Below are 17,074 nucleotides of genomic sequence, written 5' to 3' on the forward strand. Positions count from 1 at the left end.
TGTTCTGAACTGCCGCCGCGACGATCATGCGGCGAGGGAGAGGTGCTGAAATGGCTTCCGCCAGAAGTTCGAATATCAAGCTCAAGGATGATGGCAGCAATCTTCCATTCGCGTTCCGGCACTACAGCCCGGAGCAGTTGAAGGAAGCGCTGCGCAAGATGTATCTCATCAGGCGTTTCGAAGAGGGCGCGGAAGAATCCTACACGCGCGGCCTCATCCATGGGACGATGCACCTGTCGATCGGCCAGGAAGCCAGCGCCGTCGGCATTTCGATGCCGCTTGCCGAGAGCGACATGATCACCTCGACCCATCGCGGCCATGGCCACTGCATTGCCAAGGGCGCGGATGTCTCCCGGATGTTCGCGGAATTTTTCGGCAAGGAGACCGGGTATTGCAAGGGGCGCGGCGGCTCCATGCATATCGCGGATGTCTCCAAGGGCAATCTCGGCGCCAATGGCATCGTCGGCGGCGGCATACCCATCGCCGTCGGCGCGGCGCTTTCGGCCAAGAAGCAAAAGAACGGCAAGGTCGTCATCTCCTATTTCGGCGATGGCGCCAACAATGAGGGCGCTTTCCACGAGGCGCTGAACATGGCTTCGATCTGGAAGCTGCCGGTCGTGTTCGTCTGCGAGAACAATGGCTATGGCATGTCCACCTCGACGGCGCGTTCCACCGCCGTCGCCAATGTCGCCGATCGGGCCAGCGCCTATCACATGCCCGGTGTCGTCGTCGACGGCAACAATCTTTCCGAAGTGGCGGAGGCTTCGCACGAGGCCATAGAGCGGGCGCGCCGGGGCGAGGGCCCGACGCTGATCGAGTGCAAGACCTATCGCCACCGGGGACATTCGAAGAGCGACCGCAACCGCTATCGCACGAAGGAAGAAATCGAGGATTGGGTCAATAATCGCGACCCGATCCAGCTTTTCGAGGCCCAGCTGAAGGAATTCGGCTTTCTCGACGCCGCCGAGGCCGAGAAAATTCGCGATGACGTGGAGGCGGAGATCGCCTCGGCCATCGAATTTGCCAAGAACAGCCCATCGCCGGATCTCAACAATCTGACGCGCGACGTCTATACGGATTAGAATTTCATGAACGAGTTGGTCCGCGAGCTTAGCTATTCACAGGCGATCCAGGAAGCCATGGCCATTGCCATGGAGAAGGACGACCGCGTTTTCCTCATGGGTGAGGATATCGGCGTCTATGGCGGCGCCTTTCAGGTCACAGGCGACCTCGTCCATCGATTTGGCGAAGACCGGGTGATGGACACGCCTATCTCGGAACTTGGCGGCGCCGGCGTCGCCGTCGGTGCTGCCCTGACCGGCATGCGGCCGATCTTCGAGTTCCAGTTTTCGGATTTCGCGGCCCTCGCAATGGAACAGATCGTCAACCAGGCTGCCAAGATACGCTACATGCTCGGCGGGGCGGTATCGGTTCCGCTCGTCATGCGCTTTCCAGCCGGTTCCGGCACCGGCGCCGCCGCGCAGCACAGCCAGAGCCTCGAAGCCTGGCTCGGCCATGTGCCGGGGCTGAAGGTCATCCAGCCATCGACGCCCCATGATGCCAAGGGCATGCTGCTGGCCGCGGTCGAGGACCCGGACCCGGTGATGATCTTCGAGCATAAATTGCTCTACAAGATGAAGGGCAATGTGCCGGAAGGCTATTATACTGTGCCGATCGGCAAGGCGGCCGTCGTTCGCGAGGGCAGGGACCTGACGATCGTCGCCTCGGCCATCATGGTGCACAAGGCGCTGGAGGCTGCCGAGCAATTGTCGAGGGAAGGCATCGACGTGGAGGTGGTGGACCTTCGGACCGTGCGGCCGATGGACAAGGAAACCATCATAGCCAGCGTCAAGAAGACGTCGAAGCTGATCTGCGTCTATGAAGGCGTGAAGACGCTTGGCGTCGGCGCCGAGGTCAGCGCCATGATCGCCGAGAGCGAGGCTTTCGATTATCTCGATGCTCCGATCATACGGCTTGGCGGGGCGGAGACGCCCATCCCCTATAATCCGGATCTGGAAAAGGCCACCGTGCCGCAGGTGCCCGGCATCGTGCAGGCCGCGCGCGATCTCGCCAAAGGGGTGCGCTAGGCCATGCCAGTCGAAGTCATCCTGCCCAAGGTCGATATGGATATGGAGAGCGGCCAGATATCGCGCTGGTTCGCCAAGGAGGGCGACAGCATCGCCAAGGGCCAGTTGCTGTTCGAGATCGAGACCGACAAGGCTGCGATGGAAGTGGATGCGCCTTCCTCGGGCATTCTGCGCGGCGTCACCGCGGCCGAGGGCGAAACCGTTCCCGTCGGCCAGGCCGTCGCCTGGATCTATGGCGAGGATGAAGCCTATTCGCCCGCTGCAAATCCGGTGGCTCCGGTGGCTCCGGTGGAGCCGGCTGAAAAGGCGCAACCGGCCGCGATACTGGACATACGGCCAAATCCCGAACCGCAGCCTGCTGCCGACGAGGGCGCAAAATCTGACGAGGACCGCATTCGCGCAACGCCGCTGGCACGGCGCATCGCCCGTGAAGCGGGTATCGATCTTGCCGGCGTGACGGGCAGCGGACCGAAGGGGCGCATCCAGAAGAAGGATGTCGAGCAGGGCGCGACCAGGGCACGGCCGGCGCCGATGGTCCAGCGCAAGCCGACAGAGCGGGACGGGGTCCCCGCGACACTCAATACGGTCTGGCTGCGCGAAGGCAAGGATGCCTCATTGCCGGCAATCGTTCTCGTCCATGGCTTCGGTGCCGATTTGAACAGCTGGCGCCCCATGCTGGCGGGCGGCAATCTCGACAATCCGGTTCTCGGTGTCGATCTGCCGGGCCATGGCGGCTCGCCGCGCACGATACCGGAGGATATCGAAGCCTTCGCCGAGCTGGTCGAAGCGGCGATCGATGCCCACACTCCCGGCCGCATCGTGCTCGCAGGGCACTCCTTTGGCGGCGCAATTGCGGCGCGCGTCGCGGACAGGGGCAATGTCGATGTCGGCGCGCTGGCGCTGATAGCGCCCGCCGGGCTCGGGCCGGAAATCAATGGCGCGTTCCTTTCGGGCTTCGTCCGGGCGCGCTCGGAGGCTAGTCTGGTGCCATGGATGCGGCAGCTCGTCCAGAACCAGGACCTGTTGAGCAAGCCGTTCATCAACGCCACGCTGGCGCAATCGCGTGACGAGGAACTGCGCGGCGCGCAGCAGGAGATCGTCGACCGCTTCTTCGCCGATGGCACCCAGACCTTCAGCATAAGGGATAGCCTCGCGCGGCTGGCCATCCCGGCCCGCGTCATTTTCGGGGCCGCGGACCGGGTCATTCCTTCCGTTCACACGGTGGGACTGCCGGGCGAAATCGCCGTGCATCTGTTCGGCGCGACCGGCCACATGCCGCAGATCGAGCAAAGGGAAAAGGTCCTGCGTATCCTCGGCGAACTCAGCCGAGCGATTTGACCGGCTTGGAGGCGAGCATTGCCCTTCGTATCGCGCTCCGGGCGGAGGCGAGGTTGGGCATCATCCAGTTGGGTTCGCTTCCAAGGAACTTGTCGAGGAACGCGATGGCGAAATCCGGCGTCTCGGATGCGTTTTCGCGGTAGGACCACCAGGTGCGCAGATCGTCGGCGCAGCGATCGATCGCCGGGCGCGAACCGAATTCCTGCTCCATGATCGCGGCAATCGCTCCAACGCAGTAATTCGTGTAGAGAAAACCTTCCGGCCAGAAGGCGACGATCTCGGCGGTACCCTTGGCCGGATCCTCCAGCGGCTTGCGCACGACCCGGGCAGGGGCCTCCGCAATGAGTTCCTTCAGGGCCATGCCGGCGGCGAAGATGATGAAATCCTTGCGGTCCAGCGCCGCATAGGGCTTTTCCTGCTCCACCCGCTCGACCCAATTGAGAAAGGCGCGCGTGAGCCGGGTTTCATCGATGGCGAAGTGATAGCCGAAATGCTCCGCGATCAGCACGGCATTCTTGCGAAACGCCATCCTGAACCACCGCAGCTGCCGCAGGCGGTGGCGGAGATCCGGCGTGCGGATCAGTTCGTCGCGAAAAAGAAAATCCATACCAACTTGCCTCGCAAACCGCTATTAGTCTTAGCCTTCCGCACATTTTGCGCAAGCCAGTAAGATAGCCCTAAATCATACATATTGACACTGGAGAAAACAAATGTTCTATATTTTTACGTCCGATCCAGCCATAGGTGGCGATCGGGCATGGGAGGCGATCGCATGGTGATGTGGCAGTGGGCATTGCTGGCTCTCGGTGTCTTGTGGGCCTTGCAATCCCTGGGCGTCTGGTACCAGATGCGCCATTACGGCGATGTGATGAAAGGCATCACTTCCAGGTACAAGGATGGCTATGTCGGAGCAGGAAATGTCCGCGGCCGCTTTGGAAAGGGAATGATCGTGCTCATCGTGGCGACGCCGGAGCTTGTCGTGGAACGATTTCTCGTCATGAGCGGGCGTTCCGTCTTCGCCAAGTTCCAGCGGCGCGAGGAACTGGAGAATATTCCGCTCGATCGTCTTCGGTCCGGCTCGCTGATCGAAAACGATCCGGCGCTGGCCAAGGCAGTGGAAGTGGCGATTGCCCAGATTGACCGGGCGAGGGCGGAGCCGAAGCAGCCCGGGCTTGCAGGCATAAAGACCGTACAGGCATGAAGACCGGGCAGGCATGAGGACCGGGCAAGCATGAGGACCGGGAGGCATGAGGACCGGGCAGGCATGAGGACGATGAACGCATAGGCGGCAACCAAGGGGACGGCCGCAAGGAGGAGGGAAAATGTCAATTCTAACGATGCTGGCGCAACATGCCGACGTTGCGTCCCACCATATATCGATCGCGGGATCGATGGTTTCGGACGCCGCGCTGCATGGCAGGCACGCAATCAGCCAGGCGGGCAACGACCTTGTCGTCCTGGCGCAATCGACCGGAGATATTTCGGTCGAGGAGTTCAAGGAGAGGCTGCAGAACGTCCAGCAGGAGGAGCAGCTGGGCTGGCTTACCAGCATAGGCAAACATTTCATCGGCATCTTCCAGCGGGGCGGCGAGGTCTTTGCCAGTTTCGTCACCGGCATCATCCCGACGCTGGTCGTGCTGATGACCGCATTCTACGCCCTGACGGAGCTCGTCGGCGAGGAGCGCGTGCACGGGATAGCGCGCGGCGCCGGGCGCATCGCACTGACGCGCTATACGGTCCTGCCCCTGCTATCCGTCTTCTTCCTCACCAATCCGATGGCCTATACTTTCGGCTCATTCCTCGAGGAGAAGCACAAGCCTGCATTCTACGACGCGGCAGTATCCTATGTGCATCCGCCGCTCGGCCTGTTTCCGCATATCAATCCGGGCGAGTATTTCGTCTGGGGCGGCGTTCTCGTCGCGCTGCTGGAACTGGAGAAGAAGGGGGCGGTTCCTGCCGGTTATCACATCAATGTCGCCATTTGGTACGCCATCGTGGGGCTCGTCGTCATTCTGCTCAAGGGCATCCTGACCGAACGCATCACCGCGATCATGGCGCGCCGTCAGGGCATCGAGCTCTAAACTCCGGGGGGAACCAGAATGGCCAAGACTTACAAGCCGGTAAAAATATCGAAGGGCTCCAACGGCTGGGGCGGTCCGCTGGTCATCCAGCTGACGCCGGAGCGCAACAAGGTCGTGTCCGTGACGGGCGGCGGCATTCATCCGGTCGCTCGCCGCATCGCCGAACTCAGCGGCGGCGAGGCCGTCGATGGCTTCAAGGCGCCGCCGGTCGAAGGCGAAATGGGAGTCGTGGTGGTCGATTGCGGCGGAACGGCCCGTTGCGGCGTCTATCCGCGCAAGCGCATTCCGACCGTCAACCTCACGCCGGTGGGGCAGGCCGGACCGCTGGCGCAGTTCATCACCGAGGACATCTATGTTTCCGGCGTCAAGGAAGCCAATATCCAGCTTGCGGACGGTTCCGAGCCGGCAGCGGCAGCCGGTGCAGCCGCAACGTCCGCGGCGCCGCCGACGCCCGCCGAACTTGCAGCGTCCATGCGCACGTCGGACGCATCGGATTCCGGCGAAGGCGGCATCATCGGCCTGATCAGTTCCATCGGCCGCATCATGGGCCGCGTGGTCGGCATCTTCTTCAATGCCGGGCGCCGCACGATCGATCAGGTTATCCGCAACGTCCTGCCGTTCATGGCATTCGTGACCATGCTCATCGGCTTCATCCTCTATACGGGGATCGGCGATGTGCTGGCACAGCCGATGGGGCCTCTGGCGAACAATATCGTCGGCCTGCTGATCCTGTCGGTCATCTGCGGCCTGCCGTTCCTCTCGCCCATTCTCGGGCCGGGAGCGGTTATCGCGCAGGTTATCGGCGTTGCCATCATAGGCCCGCAAATTGCCAATGGGACGATTTCCCCGGCCATGGCCCTGCCGGCGCTGTTTGCCTATAACACGCAGGTAGGCTGCGACTTCGTCCCCGTCGGTCTCGCACTTGGTGAAGCCAAGCCGAAGACCATCGAGATCGGTGTTCCGGCGGTTCTGATCAGTCGCCAGATCATGGGCCCGGTATCCGTGCTGATTGCATGGATCGTCAGCCTGATCGTATTCTAAGTCAAACAGAAAAGAGGTTCGCCAATGTCAGTCCATCTCAAAACACGGATAACCGCCGTTGGGCCTGAAGTGGCGGACCTTGCCGAAGGCGGCGTGGTCATTCTCTTTGCCGATGGCGCGCCGCCGGAACTGGCGGAAGTATCCGTGCTGCACAGCCTGGACGGCGAGCTTTCCAGCGAGACGCCTTCGGTGGGCACCCCGATCCGGATCGGCGATATTTCCGCGCAGATCACCGGAATGGGCGACCATGCCTGGCAGAAGGTCAAGGATATCGGTCATGTGGTGATCACATTCAACGGATCGGCAACGGTTGAACGCCCCGGCGAGATCTGCGCCTCGCAGGTGGCCGCGTCGGAACTCGTAGCCGCCCTCAAAGTCGGAACGATCATCACCATCGGGTGATCGTCGCCGGTTGATACCAGAGAGAGAAACAAATGGAACGCTCGACAAACGTGCGAGTGCATGACGGATTGCATGCACGGCCCGCCACCCGGTTCGTGAACCTGGCCAAGAGCTTCGAGTCGGATATCGAGCTGATAAAAGCGGACAAGACAGTCAACGCCAAGAGTTCGGTGAAACTGATGCTGCTTGGCGTCAAGGAGAATGACGAAATCACCGTTCGCGCCACCGGTGCGGATGCGATCGAGGCAATCGAGGCGCTGATCGGCTATCTGGAGAACCCGAATTCCGGCTTGTCCCCGGATGATGGCGGCGCGCCATCCGCCCAGCCGGACGCTGCGCCGGCGCAATCCGGTTCGGCGCCCGCAGCGGCCAGGGCGGCACTGCCGGCAGGCAGCCATCGCGGCGTCGCGGCGAGCGAAGGCGTGGCGATGGGGCCATGTTTCGGCTTCTTCCCGCCGGAGATCGCGCGGGAGAACCGAATTCTGCCCGCAGATGCCATATCCGCGGAGCTTGAGCGTCTGAACCTGGCATTTTCGACGGTACAGGACCGCATGCGGCAAGCGCTTGAAGCCACGGACCTCGCCGAAAGCGATCGCGGCATCGTCGCGGCGCTGAAGGACATCGCCAATGATGACGAACTGACGGCTGCCGCCGCGAAGATCGTGCGCGATGGCGTCGACGCCGTGTCGGCGGTGATCGGCGCGACCAGCACCATCGCCTCAGACTTCGCCAGGCTCGACGATCCCTATCTCAATGCGCGCGCCGATGATGTCCACGCGGTCGGCAGGCAGATATGCCTGGCGCTGCTCGGCGAGAATGACGTCAACCTCGACGATATTGCCGAAGGCTCCATTCTCGTCGCCGACGACATCGGCGCCTGGGATCTGGCGCGCGCGCCGCTGAAGCGCATTGCCGGCATCGTCTGCGGCCATGGCGGCGCCACCTCCCATGTGGCCATCATCGCCCGCGCCCATGGCATCCCGGCGGTTCTCGGCCTCGGCTCGGTCAAGGATCTCGAACATGCCGGCATGATCGCGCTCGACGGTTCGACGGGCGACGTCATCGCCGATCCGGACACAGGGACAGCGGAAAAGTTTCGGCAGAAGCTTGAGAGCGCGCGGGCGGAGAAGCTTTCGCTCGAGGTCTACAAGGACATCGTTCCCCGGCGCGCCGACGGGAAGATCATCGAGATCGCCGCCAATCTCGGCTCGCTCGAGGAGATCGAAGCGGCGCAGCAGGCCGGCGCGATGGGCGTTGGCCTGTTTCGCACCGAGCTCCTGTTCATGCGCCACATCCACCTGCCGTCCGAAGACCTGCAGGCCGAAACCTATGCGACGCTCGCCAAGGCCTTCGCACCCTATCCGGTCATCGTGCGCACGCTCGACATCGGCGGCGACAAGCCCATTTCCGGCATCGATTTTCCTGACGAGGAAAACCCGTTCCTCGGCTGGCGCGGCATCCGGATGTGTCTTGATCGCGTCGATATCTTCAAGCCGCAGCTGCGGGCATTGCTGCGCGCCGCCGTCCACGGCAACGTGAAAGTCATGCTGCCTATGGTCGCCGATATCGGCGAGCTCCGCGCGGCGCGGCAGCTCATCGAGGAATGCCGGACGGAGCTTGCGACCGAAGGCGTGGCGCATGGCTCCTTCGATCTCGGCGTGATGATCGAGACGCCCGCTGCCGTCCTAATCGCGCCGATGCTTGCGCGGGAATCCGCCTTCTTCTCCATCGGCACCAATGACCTGACCCAATATGTCATGGCGGCCGACCGGCTCAATCCGACCGTCGCCAAGCTCAATGACGTGACGCATCCGGCGGTGATGGCCGCCATCGAGATGACCGCCAGGGCTGCGGTCGAAGCGGGGATCATGGTGGGCATGTGCGGCGAAGCTGCCGGCCGGCCCGATCTCATCCCGGCCTTCATCGACATGGGGCTGACCGAGCTCTCCATGAGCCCGGCCTCGATCCAGCGGGCGAAGAAATGCGTTTCGGGCCTGCCGGCGATCAGGGCAGATGCGGGATGAGGCTGGCGAAAAGCGTGCCGAGCGCCAGCGCCGGGTCCTTGGCGCGATAGGCCTCCGACAACCGTTCCGGCCGTGCCCGCAAGGCGAGCAGCGCGCTTTCGACCGGCATCTCCACCACTGACTGCCGCCCGGCGAAAGTTGCGATGCCGACGCCGAGCGCGATAGAAACATTGCACAAAAGGCGCAGGTCGGCCTGCTGCCTGCCGAGGGCCGTCACGCCGGAATCCTCCTGCAATTGCAGCGCCAGATGACCGCAGGCCCTGCCGATGGCCGCAGCGTCGCCGCCGACCGCGCGTTGCATGAGGGCGGCATGCCTGCGCACCATGTTCGAATGGATGTCGCCGAAATGCTGCTCGTGCACCAGCGCATTCGGGACGCCGAGCGCACGCATCGTGGTCTTCGTCAGGTAATACATGTCGCGCTGGAAGCGTGCCCGTCCGGCAGCGGCGAATGGCGGGAAATAATCCTGGATCGATGCCGGGCTGACCGTGCCCGCATGGGCGGAAGGATCGCGCGAAACGAGCGAAATCGACACGTTTTCGGCGGCCGTAAAGGCCTTGTCCATGATGCGGGCCACGGTTCCGACCACCATTTCCGGCAGTTCGCCCACGGAATTCGCTTCCTCCTTCCGGCTGGCCCTGATGATATGGCGCATGTCGCGCAGGCGGTCCTTCAGCCCGACAACAACATCGCCTGGAATATCGCGTAACATGGGTTTGGCTCCGCGCACGAAAGTGGATAATGGTTTTTATCGCTTTTTCCGCGCTTGCTAAACAATATTCTGCTGGAGTGTACTAATTGACCTGCGCAAAGCGAGTCGTATGATCCGCGCGTGGGAAAAGGGGGGCGATTGACTGATCGACGCAAGCGGCAGAACGGAGCAGCAGGCGCTGGCAAGAAGGCCGCGCTGGATGTGGGCCAGCCAGACACAAAGATCAGCCGGATGCGCATGCGCGCCGCCTGGATGTATTATATCGAGCAGATGACGCAGAACGAGATCGCCGAGGTGCTCGGCGTCGGACGCGTGACCATCGTGCGCATGCTGGCGGAGGCGCGCGCGCGCAACGAGGTCAGGATCAGCATACAGGGCTATCTTTCCGATCTCGTCGCGCTGGAGCGGGAAGTCGAGCAGCAGTTCGATCTCGAGCGCGTCATCATCGCGCCGCTGTCGCAGGCCGACAATGATCCCATTCCGTCGATCAGCGCCGCGACCGGCGAATATCTCTCCGGCATCGTCGGCAATGGCATGCGCGTCGGTGTCGGCTGGGGGCGGACGCTGCTCAGCACGCTCGCCTATATGGAGCCGAAGGCGCTCGACGATTTCACCGTGATCTCGCTTCTCGGCGGCATCAGCCAGCCGCGCAGGTTCAACCCCGCCGAATTCGCGTGGCAGTTCGCCCAGCTTTTCCAGGGCGACGGCTATCTCATACCGGCTCCGGCGATGGTGGACAGCGTCGAGACGCGCACGGCGCTCATCGAGCGCTGCGGTCTCAAGAGCGTGTTCGAGATGGCCGAGGACCTCGACATGGTGCTCCTCAGCGTCGGTGCGATCGAGACGGCGACGAGCACGCCCTACCGCGTCGGCTTCCTCAACGAGGAGCACCAGTCCTCGCTTGCCGAGCGTGGCGCCGTCGGCGATCTCCTGTTCCATTTCTTCGACAGGAACGGCCGGCTGGTCGATCACCCGATCCACGATCTCGTCATGTCGGTGGGCATCGAAACCGTACAGCGCGTGCCGGTGCGCGTGCTCACTTCCGGTGGCAGGGAGAAGATCAATTCGCTCTATGGCGCGATGAAACTCATCCGGCCGACGGTGTTCATCACCGATGAGGAAAGCGCGCGGCGGCTCATCGCCATGGGCCAGGACGAGGCCGGGCGGATTTAGCCAAAAAACAGTCCTGATCGGCCGCTGGGGGATTGCAATCGCGGCATTTCCCGTTATTGATCCCGGTGCAAAATATGCGAAGCCTGCTTCGCAACAGGTGGGGCCTGTAGCTCAATTGGTTAGAGCCGGCGGCTCATAACCGCTTGGTTGGGGGTTCGAGTCCCTCCGGGCCCACCAAATTCTTGTAAATGATTGATAATATAGAGCTTTTGCCGTCTGTTTTCGCAGCGTGGACGTAATTCGTCGCCAAGACAACGTGGTTGGGAAAAATGTTGAGCGGCATCCAATTGCAAGCATTGCACAGTCTGCATGACATATTTTTTCAGGATCTACGCAAATAATTCCTGTTGGATTGGCAAGACAGGCAGGCAAGGCAAACATCAATGTTTGTATTGGTCAGTAAGATCGATCTGAATTCTTCGGAATGAAGGATTTTACATCAAGCTGTTGGTTTGCCAATTCTGGACGAGACTTTCATCCGTGGCTTTCAAAGCCAAATTCTGTGCCACCTGCACTTTCCATTGACGTCTTGTCCATCGCGGTGGCCGTGCCCCCGTCCTGCCACACATGTTAACGCTAATTCGTAATGGTTAAATATTTTGGATTACCTGAGCGGATTCTTGCGCTAGTCTGCCTTGCCAGAGCATCAATAGTGTATCGACTGGCGGGGGCTCGTTGCTTATGCGTAGGATCGGTTGGGTTATACTTGCTGCGGCGAGCATTTTGGTCGCCTGGCAGCTTCCGGCCCATGCCGAGCCTGCGGTTTGCAAGCAGCTGAGGCAACAGCTCTCCGGCAAGGCGGGCGGCTCCGGATCAAGGGAAATACAACAGGCTTCGCGGCAATTGGCGCAACTCCGGGGGCGCTCCAAGGCTCAAGGTTGCAGCGTTCTTTTCCCCAGGGATGCCGCCCAGTGCAGCCGCATCAAGCGCGAGATCGGTGCGCTGTCCGACAGGCTTTCCTTGTTGCGGCGCGGCGAGGGCGCCGGTTCGGCAGGGTCGCGCCGGCGGGTTCTGGCGGCGATGGACGCCAATGGCTGCGGCGGCAGCGCATCCCGCGGCCAGCGGACGGAACGGCAGCAGCGCTCGTTTCTCGACGTGCTGTTCGGGCGCCGCGAAAACCGCGAAGCGACCCCGGTCCGCCAGCCGCCGCGCGCCGCGGTGAACAGCGGGCCAGAGCAGGTGAGCACGACCAATGAAGGCACGGACCCGACCGTGAATGCGCTGGTGAAGAAGGGCTATCGCACGGTTTGCGTGCGCATGTGCGACGGCTATTATTTCCCCATCTCGTTTTCCAGCAAGCCGGGCGAATTCGGCAGGGACCAGAAGGTCTGCAGCGCCATGTGCCCGGGTGCGGAGGCCAGGCTCTACTTCCACACGGTGCCGGATGAAGAGTCGGATGTGATGATCTCGGTCGCCGACAACAAGCCCTATGCGGCGCTGCCCAATGCCTTCAACTACCGCACGGCCGGTGCGACTGCCGTGCCCGGATGCGGCTGCCGGCAGGCCCTGACCTATCGCCGCAGCCCGGCGGAGCCACTGTTGAAAGTCGAGGAAGAGCAGGGCGATGCGGCCGGTGAAGTGCCGGCCGAACCTGTGGCGGAGCTGACGGTTGCGCCGGGCCCATTGCCGCCGGACGAGCGCGAAGTCCGCATCGTCGGCCCGACGTTCCTGGCTGAAGGCGGATCGATCGACCTTCGAAAACCCACCCCGGATATTGCCGAGCCCGAGAGCCCGCGCGGCATCATCACGCCCGAGAATATCGTCAATGTGATCGTCACGGATATCAGGAGGCGGCTGCAATAGGGTTCAGCCGCTCGGAGCCTTACCCGGCTTCGCCCTCAGTCGCGCGATGCCAGGCAGGGGTCGAGCACCAGATGCGTCTCGTCAAGGATGCGCATGCCGCCGCGGATGAGAATATTGTCGCCGGGCTTCATGCCATTGTCCGAATAGGTGACGCACATGACGCGGATGCCGGGCTCGGAACAGATGGCGAGATACCACAGCGCATCGTCCGTATGCACGAGGGTCAGCGGCCCGGACACCCATAGATCGATGCGCTGCCCCTCCGGTACGTCGAGTCCGGCGACGATCTCGCGCAGATCCTCGCATCGCGCAGTCTCGGTGGGCATTTCTTCCGGCCCGGCGATGCCACGGCGATTGGCGATGCCGCGGAGATCGGCCTCCCGCGCCGTCGCCTCGCCGCTGCCGGCGCCGATGAAAACGAGACATGCCAGCAGCGCAGCGCCAAGCCGCGGTCTCGCGGCTGCCGCTCGGGGTCGTCCATATCGGCAGTCCGTCATCGATCGCGCTCTTCCAAAGGTGTTCAACTGGCGCCAAGGATGACGAGGTGGACCGGGCATCGCAAACGATGAATTCGAGGGTGAGGCATGAGAAGAATTTGGGCATGGCGACAGGTGGCCAGGAACGTGGCCCGAAACGTGGCCCGGAATCTGGCCCGAAACCTGGTTTGACCCGAAGGTGGCTTGGCACAATGCCATTTTCATCAAAAGGGGTGCACGCGCCAAGCCAGTTGGGACGACCCCAACGTGATACCAACCGGAATTGCAGTAAAATGTTCCTGCGCGAAGTAAATTACAGGCGTTTATTCCTAGCCGTGCGGCAAGCGGAAGACCAGAACGAAGTGGATATCGCGTGGCGGCCAGTACCGGCGCTACCATGATTATCGTATAAGCGCGAAGGGCTGGGGATGGGCTGGCCATCTATTGCAGCGGGGGGTGCCGATGATTGCCGATTATATCGACGAACTTATCATGTTCGCGGCCGGACTATGGATGACGGCGGTGGGCTTCGGCTATATGAGCCTGCCGGCGGGGCAGGCGCATCTGCTGAAGTTCATGAAGTGGGGCGGCCCGTTACTGCTGGCGATTGCCATTGTTCTTGCAATCGCGAAATAAACCCGTCGCCGTGTCAGATTTCGCCTGAAACCAGCCGGCGCTGGCGGTCGAGTTCCTCGCTATAGCGCTTCAACGTGTGGCTTTCGGTCAGGAGGCCGACGACCCGGCGGCTGATCAGGTCGTTGACGACGGCAAGCGCCTCGCTCTCGGACTTGTCGAAGATGCGGGCTGCCTGGCGGGCGTTCATCTCCGGCTGCAGGAAATCCGACTTGTATTTCAGCAAGGCGTCGATCGACATGTTTTCGTCGGCGGTCTCGGTCAGGCCCGCATGGGCCTCGGCGACGATCACCATGCCGACATATTTATTGTCCTCGCCGACGATGATGACGCGCTGGGTCGAGCCGAGCGGAAAGTCCTTGCGGAACTGCGCCAGCGAGCTGCCTTCGCTGGCGGTGCGCACATCCGTCCGCATCAGCTTGCCGACGGTGAGGTTGCGGATCCAGCCGACATCATGGGCGCTGCGGATGCTCTCGCCGCGCAGGTGGAAGCGCCAGGTGGCGAAGGAATAGCCGAATGTATTGCGCACCGTGATCGAGGCGGCGATCACTGCCGCGAGGACGAGGACGGTGATCGGAAAATCGCCGGTGATCTCCAGGGCGAGAAAGGTCATCGTCAGCGGGCCGCCGATGACGGACACCGCCAGCGCGCTCATGCCGACGACGGCATAGGTGACGGGGGTGAGCGTCGCATGGGCGAAAATATAGGGCGCCGAATAGGCGAAGAGCTTTCCGAGTAGCGCGCCCATGAACAGCGAGCCGAAGAAAAGGCCGCCGCGAAAGCCGGAACCGATGGAAATGGCCGATGCCAGCGCCTTCAGGAACAGGATCGCCACGATCGAGACGACAGGCGCGGCGCTGTCGAGATTGAGGTGCAGGGCGCCATGCCCGCCCGACATGACCTGCGGAGATATCAGGCCGAGCCCGCCCACCAGGACGCCGCCCAGCATCGGCCGCAGCCAGTGCGGCACGAAGCTGCGCCGGGCCAGGCCTTCGACGAAGGTCACGCATTGCATCAATGCTATGCCGGCGGCGGCGCAGAGCAGGCCGAGCAGCAGCGCCGGCACGTAATCGGCGGGGACGACGCTGCCGAAGCTGCCGACGTCGATCAGGAAACTGTCGCCGGCAAGGGCGCGGGCGACGAGATTGGCGATCAGCGCCGATGCGGTGACGGGCGCAAGGCTGAGGATCGAATAGGTGCCGATGATGAGCTCGAAGGCATAGAATGCGCCGGTGAGCGGGGCGTTGAAGGCGGCGGCGATGCCGCCAGCCGCGCCGCAACCGACCAGAATGCGCATGTCCGAGCGGCGCAGCTGCAATGACAGGCCGATCTTCGAGGCCATGCCCGAGGCAAGCTGGGTATAGCCGGCCTCGAGGCCGACGGAAGCGCCGAAACCGTTGGAAATCAGGTTCTGCCCGGCGACGATGAGGCTGTCGTTCAGCGAAAGCCTGCCGCCATGCAGCGCATTGGCCTCGATCGGGTCGACGATGGGCTTCTTGCGGTACCGCGCCAGGACGAGAAGCAGCAGCCCGAGTATGGCGCCGCCGACGATCGGCGCGACGAACAGTACCGTCCTGTCCACTGACGTACTGGCGGAAAGCCGTTCGCCGGCGTCGAGGCCGAACACATATTGGTGCAGCATCTGCGCGATGAAGCTCATGGCGCTGACGACGAGGCCGGAGACGAGGCCGATCACCGAAGCCGCGAGCAGCAGGCCGAATTCATTGCTGCGGGCGAAGGCGCGCAGGCGGCTTGGCGCCAGGAAGATCGAAAAGACGCCGAGCTGGCGCAGCAGGAGTTTGCGAGGCATGTGGGGCACGTCCTTGGGCTGGAACGAGCAATACAGGCTGGCCGCGCCGGCGTCAAAGCAGGGAGCGACGTCGCCGGTCGCAACTGGACCCGATGGCCGCGCGCGCCTCAGCGGACGGTCTGGTTTCCGTCGCTCTTGTGTTCATGGCAGAACCAGGTCTGCTGGCCGAACTTGTTGGCAAAGCCGAAGCTTCCCCACTTCCCGCAGCCCGGATGCATGCAATAATGCTCGAAAAGCCCGCTCTGCGGCTTCTCCATATGTTCCGGATATTCGGGTTTTGGCGGTGTTTCAGACATCGTCCGGGCTTTCGTGATGGAACTCGCGCCCGATGATCATCATCGGTATGGCGGCGATCCGAATCGTTTCTGCGGGCTCCATATGGGTGAATTTACACGCTCGATGGCCGCCGTTCCACAGCGCTGTAAAAGCGATTGCAGCAACGTTGTTGCGTGCTTCGTGCTTCGACAGGCTCAGCATGAGGGAGGTGGTGAGTGGCAGGGGGATAAATCTGCGAGGTTTCAGATATTGGCTCCCGACTTTTCTGCAATCAAATCAATCATCCTCATCCTGAGCCTGTCGAAGCACGCACTTCGTTTATGCAACACACGGCCCTCCGTGGGGGATAAGTGGAAACTTATCCCACCACTTTGAAACCGGGTTATTCTGTGCAGGTCCTTTCCAGTGGGGGAGCAGCTTCCGGTGCTGTTTCGATTGCTGGGGAAGGATGGCGTTGCCGGATGGTCGGAAGTGACAACCCCGACCGGCCGGCAAACTGCAGAAGGAAACGAGGGTGGCGCTTCGTTTTCCGGGTTGTTGCGTCTGACAAGCGCAGCAATGGCAGGCAAAGACGTCGCGGGCGGTCTTCGGACCTCGACCCTGATACCATACTGACGCGCTGAAGACCGCCCGTCTCCCCCCATTTCAATGACCAGACGCGATTTCGCGGGCGTGGTGCGGATTTTCCGTATTAAATCCACCCCCCATGCAAATCACCAGCCTCCCTCATGCTCAGCAAGAGGGAAGTGGATTGATTGCAGGGAGATGTCGGCGGGTGTTGTGCGCTTCTTTATTGACCATTGGCAAATTAGGGAGCAGTTGTGGTTGTACAAAGTTGATAGGAGCTAAAATTGAAGAATCTGATTTCGTTTTGTGCGGCAGGACTTCTTGCACTCTTCCTGGGGCTGACGTCCCTGAGTTCGTCTTTTGCGGCTCCCGTCGCAAACCCGAACGTGCCGGCGGCGACCAATGTCGTCCAGGTGCAGCATCGTGACAAGCGGCGCTACGAGCATCGCCGCGACCGGCGCGATCGCTGGGATCGTCATGACCGCAGGCATCGCTATGACAATCGCCGCGATCGTCGTGGCTATTGGCGGGGCCATCGCGGCCATCGCGAATATCGTCGCGGCTATCGCCGCCACCGTGATGGCTACTGGTATCCGCTCGCGATCTTCCGTCTCGGATAATCTTCCCGACGGGGGCAGAACCATGGAAAGG

The 17,074-nt window shown here is 62.2% G+C and carries 18 protein-coding genes and 1 tRNA gene; 13 read left to right on the top strand and 6 right to left on the bottom strand.

Translation table 11 applies throughout. The features are described 5' to 3' along the window. The first annotated feature begins 50 nt into the window (after positions 1-50). From pdhA to OSJ75_RS00600, 3 genes are read left to right on the top strand one after another with little or no spacing between them, the layout of a single operon-like run. A complete protein-coding gene (gene pdhA / locus OSJ75_RS00590) occupies positions 51-1,082 on the top strand; it encodes a pyruvate dehydrogenase (acetyl-transferring) E1 component subunit alpha (RefSeq protein WP_267226138.1) in 1,032 nt (343 codons plus the stop codon). A 6-nt stretch (positions 1,083-1,088) separates the two neighbouring features. Then, positions 1,089-2,087, top strand: a complete 999-nt coding sequence (locus OSJ75_RS00595) for an alpha-ketoacid dehydrogenase subunit beta (RefSeq protein ID WP_250019689.1) — start codon at positions 1,089-1,091, stop codon at positions 2,085-2,087. Between the two features lie 3 nt (positions 2,088-2,090). Next, entirely contained in the window at positions 2,091-3,425 is a 1,335-nt protein-coding gene (locus OSJ75_RS00600; RefSeq protein ID WP_267226141.1) for an acetoin dehydrogenase dihydrolipoyllysine-residue acetyltransferase subunit, read from the top strand. Here OSJ75_RS00600 and OSJ75_RS00605 read toward each other — a convergent pair. Further along, positions 3,409-4,032: a hypothetical protein gene (locus OSJ75_RS00605; protein WP_250019691.1), complete on the bottom strand. Its 624-nt coding sequence runs from the start codon at positions 4,030-4,032 to the stop codon at positions 3,409-3,411. The two genes, OSJ75_RS00600 and OSJ75_RS00605, sit on opposite strands and share 17 nt — an antisense overlap. A gap of 165 nt (positions 4,033-4,197) precedes the next feature. On the opposite strand from OSJ75_RS00605, the gene OSJ75_RS00610 reads away from it, so the two are divergent. From OSJ75_RS00610 to ptsP, 5 genes are all read left to right on the top strand, one after another. Further along, positions 4,198-4,626: a transcriptional regulator GutM gene (locus OSJ75_RS00610; RefSeq protein WP_267226143.1), complete on the top strand. Its 429-nt coding sequence runs from the start codon at positions 4,198-4,200 to the stop codon at positions 4,624-4,626. Between the two features lie 121 nt (positions 4,627-4,747). Beyond that, positions 4,748-5,506 (top strand): PTS glucitol/sorbitol transporter subunit IIC, encoded by a 759-nt coding sequence (locus OSJ75_RS00615; protein ID WP_250019693.1) that lies wholly within the window; start codon positions 4,748-4,750, stop codon positions 5,504-5,506. 18 nt (positions 5,507-5,524) lie between these two features. Continuing rightward, entirely contained in the window at positions 5,525-6,547 is a 1,023-nt protein-coding gene (locus OSJ75_RS00620; RefSeq protein WP_250019694.1) for a PTS glucitol/sorbitol transporter subunit IIB, read from the top strand. 24 nt (positions 6,548-6,571) lie between these two features. Further along, positions 6,572-6,949: a PTS glucitol/sorbitol transporter subunit IIA gene (locus OSJ75_RS00625; protein WP_250019695.1), complete on the top strand. Its 378-nt coding sequence runs from the start codon at positions 6,572-6,574 to the stop codon at positions 6,947-6,949. Between the two features lie 32 nt (positions 6,950-6,981). Continuing rightward, positions 6,982-8,973 carry a phosphoenolpyruvate--protein phosphotransferase gene (gene ptsP / locus OSJ75_RS00630; protein ID WP_267226144.1) on the top strand — a complete coding sequence of 664 codons (1,992 nt, stop codon included), beginning with the start codon at positions 6,982-6,984 and terminating at the stop codon, positions 8,971-8,973. Here the strand turns inward: ptsP and OSJ75_RS00635 are convergent. Then, complete coding sequence (locus tag OSJ75_RS00635) at positions 8,954-9,685, bottom strand: hypothetical protein (protein WP_267226145.1); 732 nt, start codon at positions 9,683-9,685, stop codon at positions 8,954-8,956. The two genes, ptsP and OSJ75_RS00635, sit on opposite strands and share 20 nt — an antisense overlap. Before the next feature lie 138 nt (positions 9,686-9,823). Here OSJ75_RS00635 and OSJ75_RS00640 point away from each other — a divergent pair, with 138 nt between their 5' ends. The 3 genes from OSJ75_RS00640 to OSJ75_RS00650 all read left to right on the top strand — a co-directional run bounded on the left by OSJ75_RS00640 (position 9,824) and on the right by OSJ75_RS00650 (position 12,661). Then, positions 9,824-10,858, top strand: coding sequence for a sugar-binding transcriptional regulator (locus tag OSJ75_RS00640; protein ID WP_416362501.1), 1,035 nt, complete (start codon positions 9,824-9,826; stop codon positions 10,856-10,858). Between the two features lie 100 nt (positions 10,859-10,958). Then, positions 10,959-11,035, top strand: a tRNA-Ile gene (locus tag OSJ75_RS00645). 666 nt (positions 11,036-11,701) lie between these two features. Next, positions 11,702-12,661, top strand: coding sequence for a DUF2865 domain-containing protein (locus OSJ75_RS00650; protein ID WP_267226146.1), 960 nt, complete (start codon positions 11,702-11,704; stop codon positions 12,659-12,661). A 35-nt stretch (positions 12,662-12,696) separates the two neighbouring features. On the opposite strand, the gene OSJ75_RS00655 is transcribed toward OSJ75_RS00650, so the two are convergent. After that, complete coding sequence (locus OSJ75_RS00655; RefSeq protein ID WP_267226147.1) at positions 12,697-13,158, bottom strand: hypothetical protein; 462 nt, start codon at positions 13,156-13,158, stop codon at positions 12,697-12,699. 441 nt (positions 13,159-13,599) lie between these two features. On the opposite strand from OSJ75_RS00655, the gene OSJ75_RS00660 reads away from it, so the two are divergent. Beyond that, positions 13,600-13,773, top strand: coding sequence for a hypothetical protein (locus tag OSJ75_RS00660; protein WP_250019700.1), 174 nt, complete (start codon positions 13,600-13,602; stop codon positions 13,771-13,773). Positions 13,774-13,786: 13 nt separating this feature from the next. Here the strand turns inward: OSJ75_RS00660 and OSJ75_RS00665 are convergent, their stop codons facing one another. The 3 genes from OSJ75_RS00665 to OSJ75_RS00675 form a co-directional block, all read right to left on the bottom strand. Continuing rightward, positions 13,787-15,580, bottom strand: a complete 1,794-nt coding sequence (locus OSJ75_RS00665) for a chloride channel protein (protein ID WP_267226149.1) — start codon at positions 15,578-15,580, stop codon at positions 13,787-13,789. Between the two features lie 107 nt (positions 15,581-15,687). Further along, positions 15,688-15,876 carry a hypothetical protein gene (locus OSJ75_RS00670; protein WP_267226151.1) on the bottom strand — a complete coding sequence of 63 codons (189 nt, stop codon included), beginning with the start codon at positions 15,874-15,876 and terminating at the stop codon, positions 15,688-15,690. Next, the gene (locus OSJ75_RS00675; RefSeq protein ID WP_267226153.1) at positions 15,869-16,057 is read right to left on the bottom strand and encodes a hypothetical protein; all 189 of its coding nucleotides are present in this window, start codon (positions 16,055-16,057) and stop codon (positions 15,869-15,871) included. The genes OSJ75_RS00670 and OSJ75_RS00675 overlap by 8 nt, the downstream gene beginning before the upstream one ends. Before the next feature lie 650 nt (positions 16,058-16,707). Between OSJ75_RS00675 and OSJ75_RS00680 the strand changes: the two genes are divergently transcribed. Next, positions 16,708-17,043 (top strand): hypothetical protein, encoded by a 336-nt coding sequence (locus OSJ75_RS00680; protein ID WP_250013127.1) that lies wholly within the window; start codon positions 16,708-16,710, stop codon positions 17,041-17,043. Positions 17,044-17,074 lie beyond the last annotated feature (31 nt).

It is taken from the genome of Phyllobacterium sp. 0TCS1.6A (assembly GCF_026420825.1).
Taxonomy (GTDB): domain Bacteria; phylum Pseudomonadota; class Alphaproteobacteria; order Rhizobiales; family Rhizobiaceae; genus Phyllobacterium.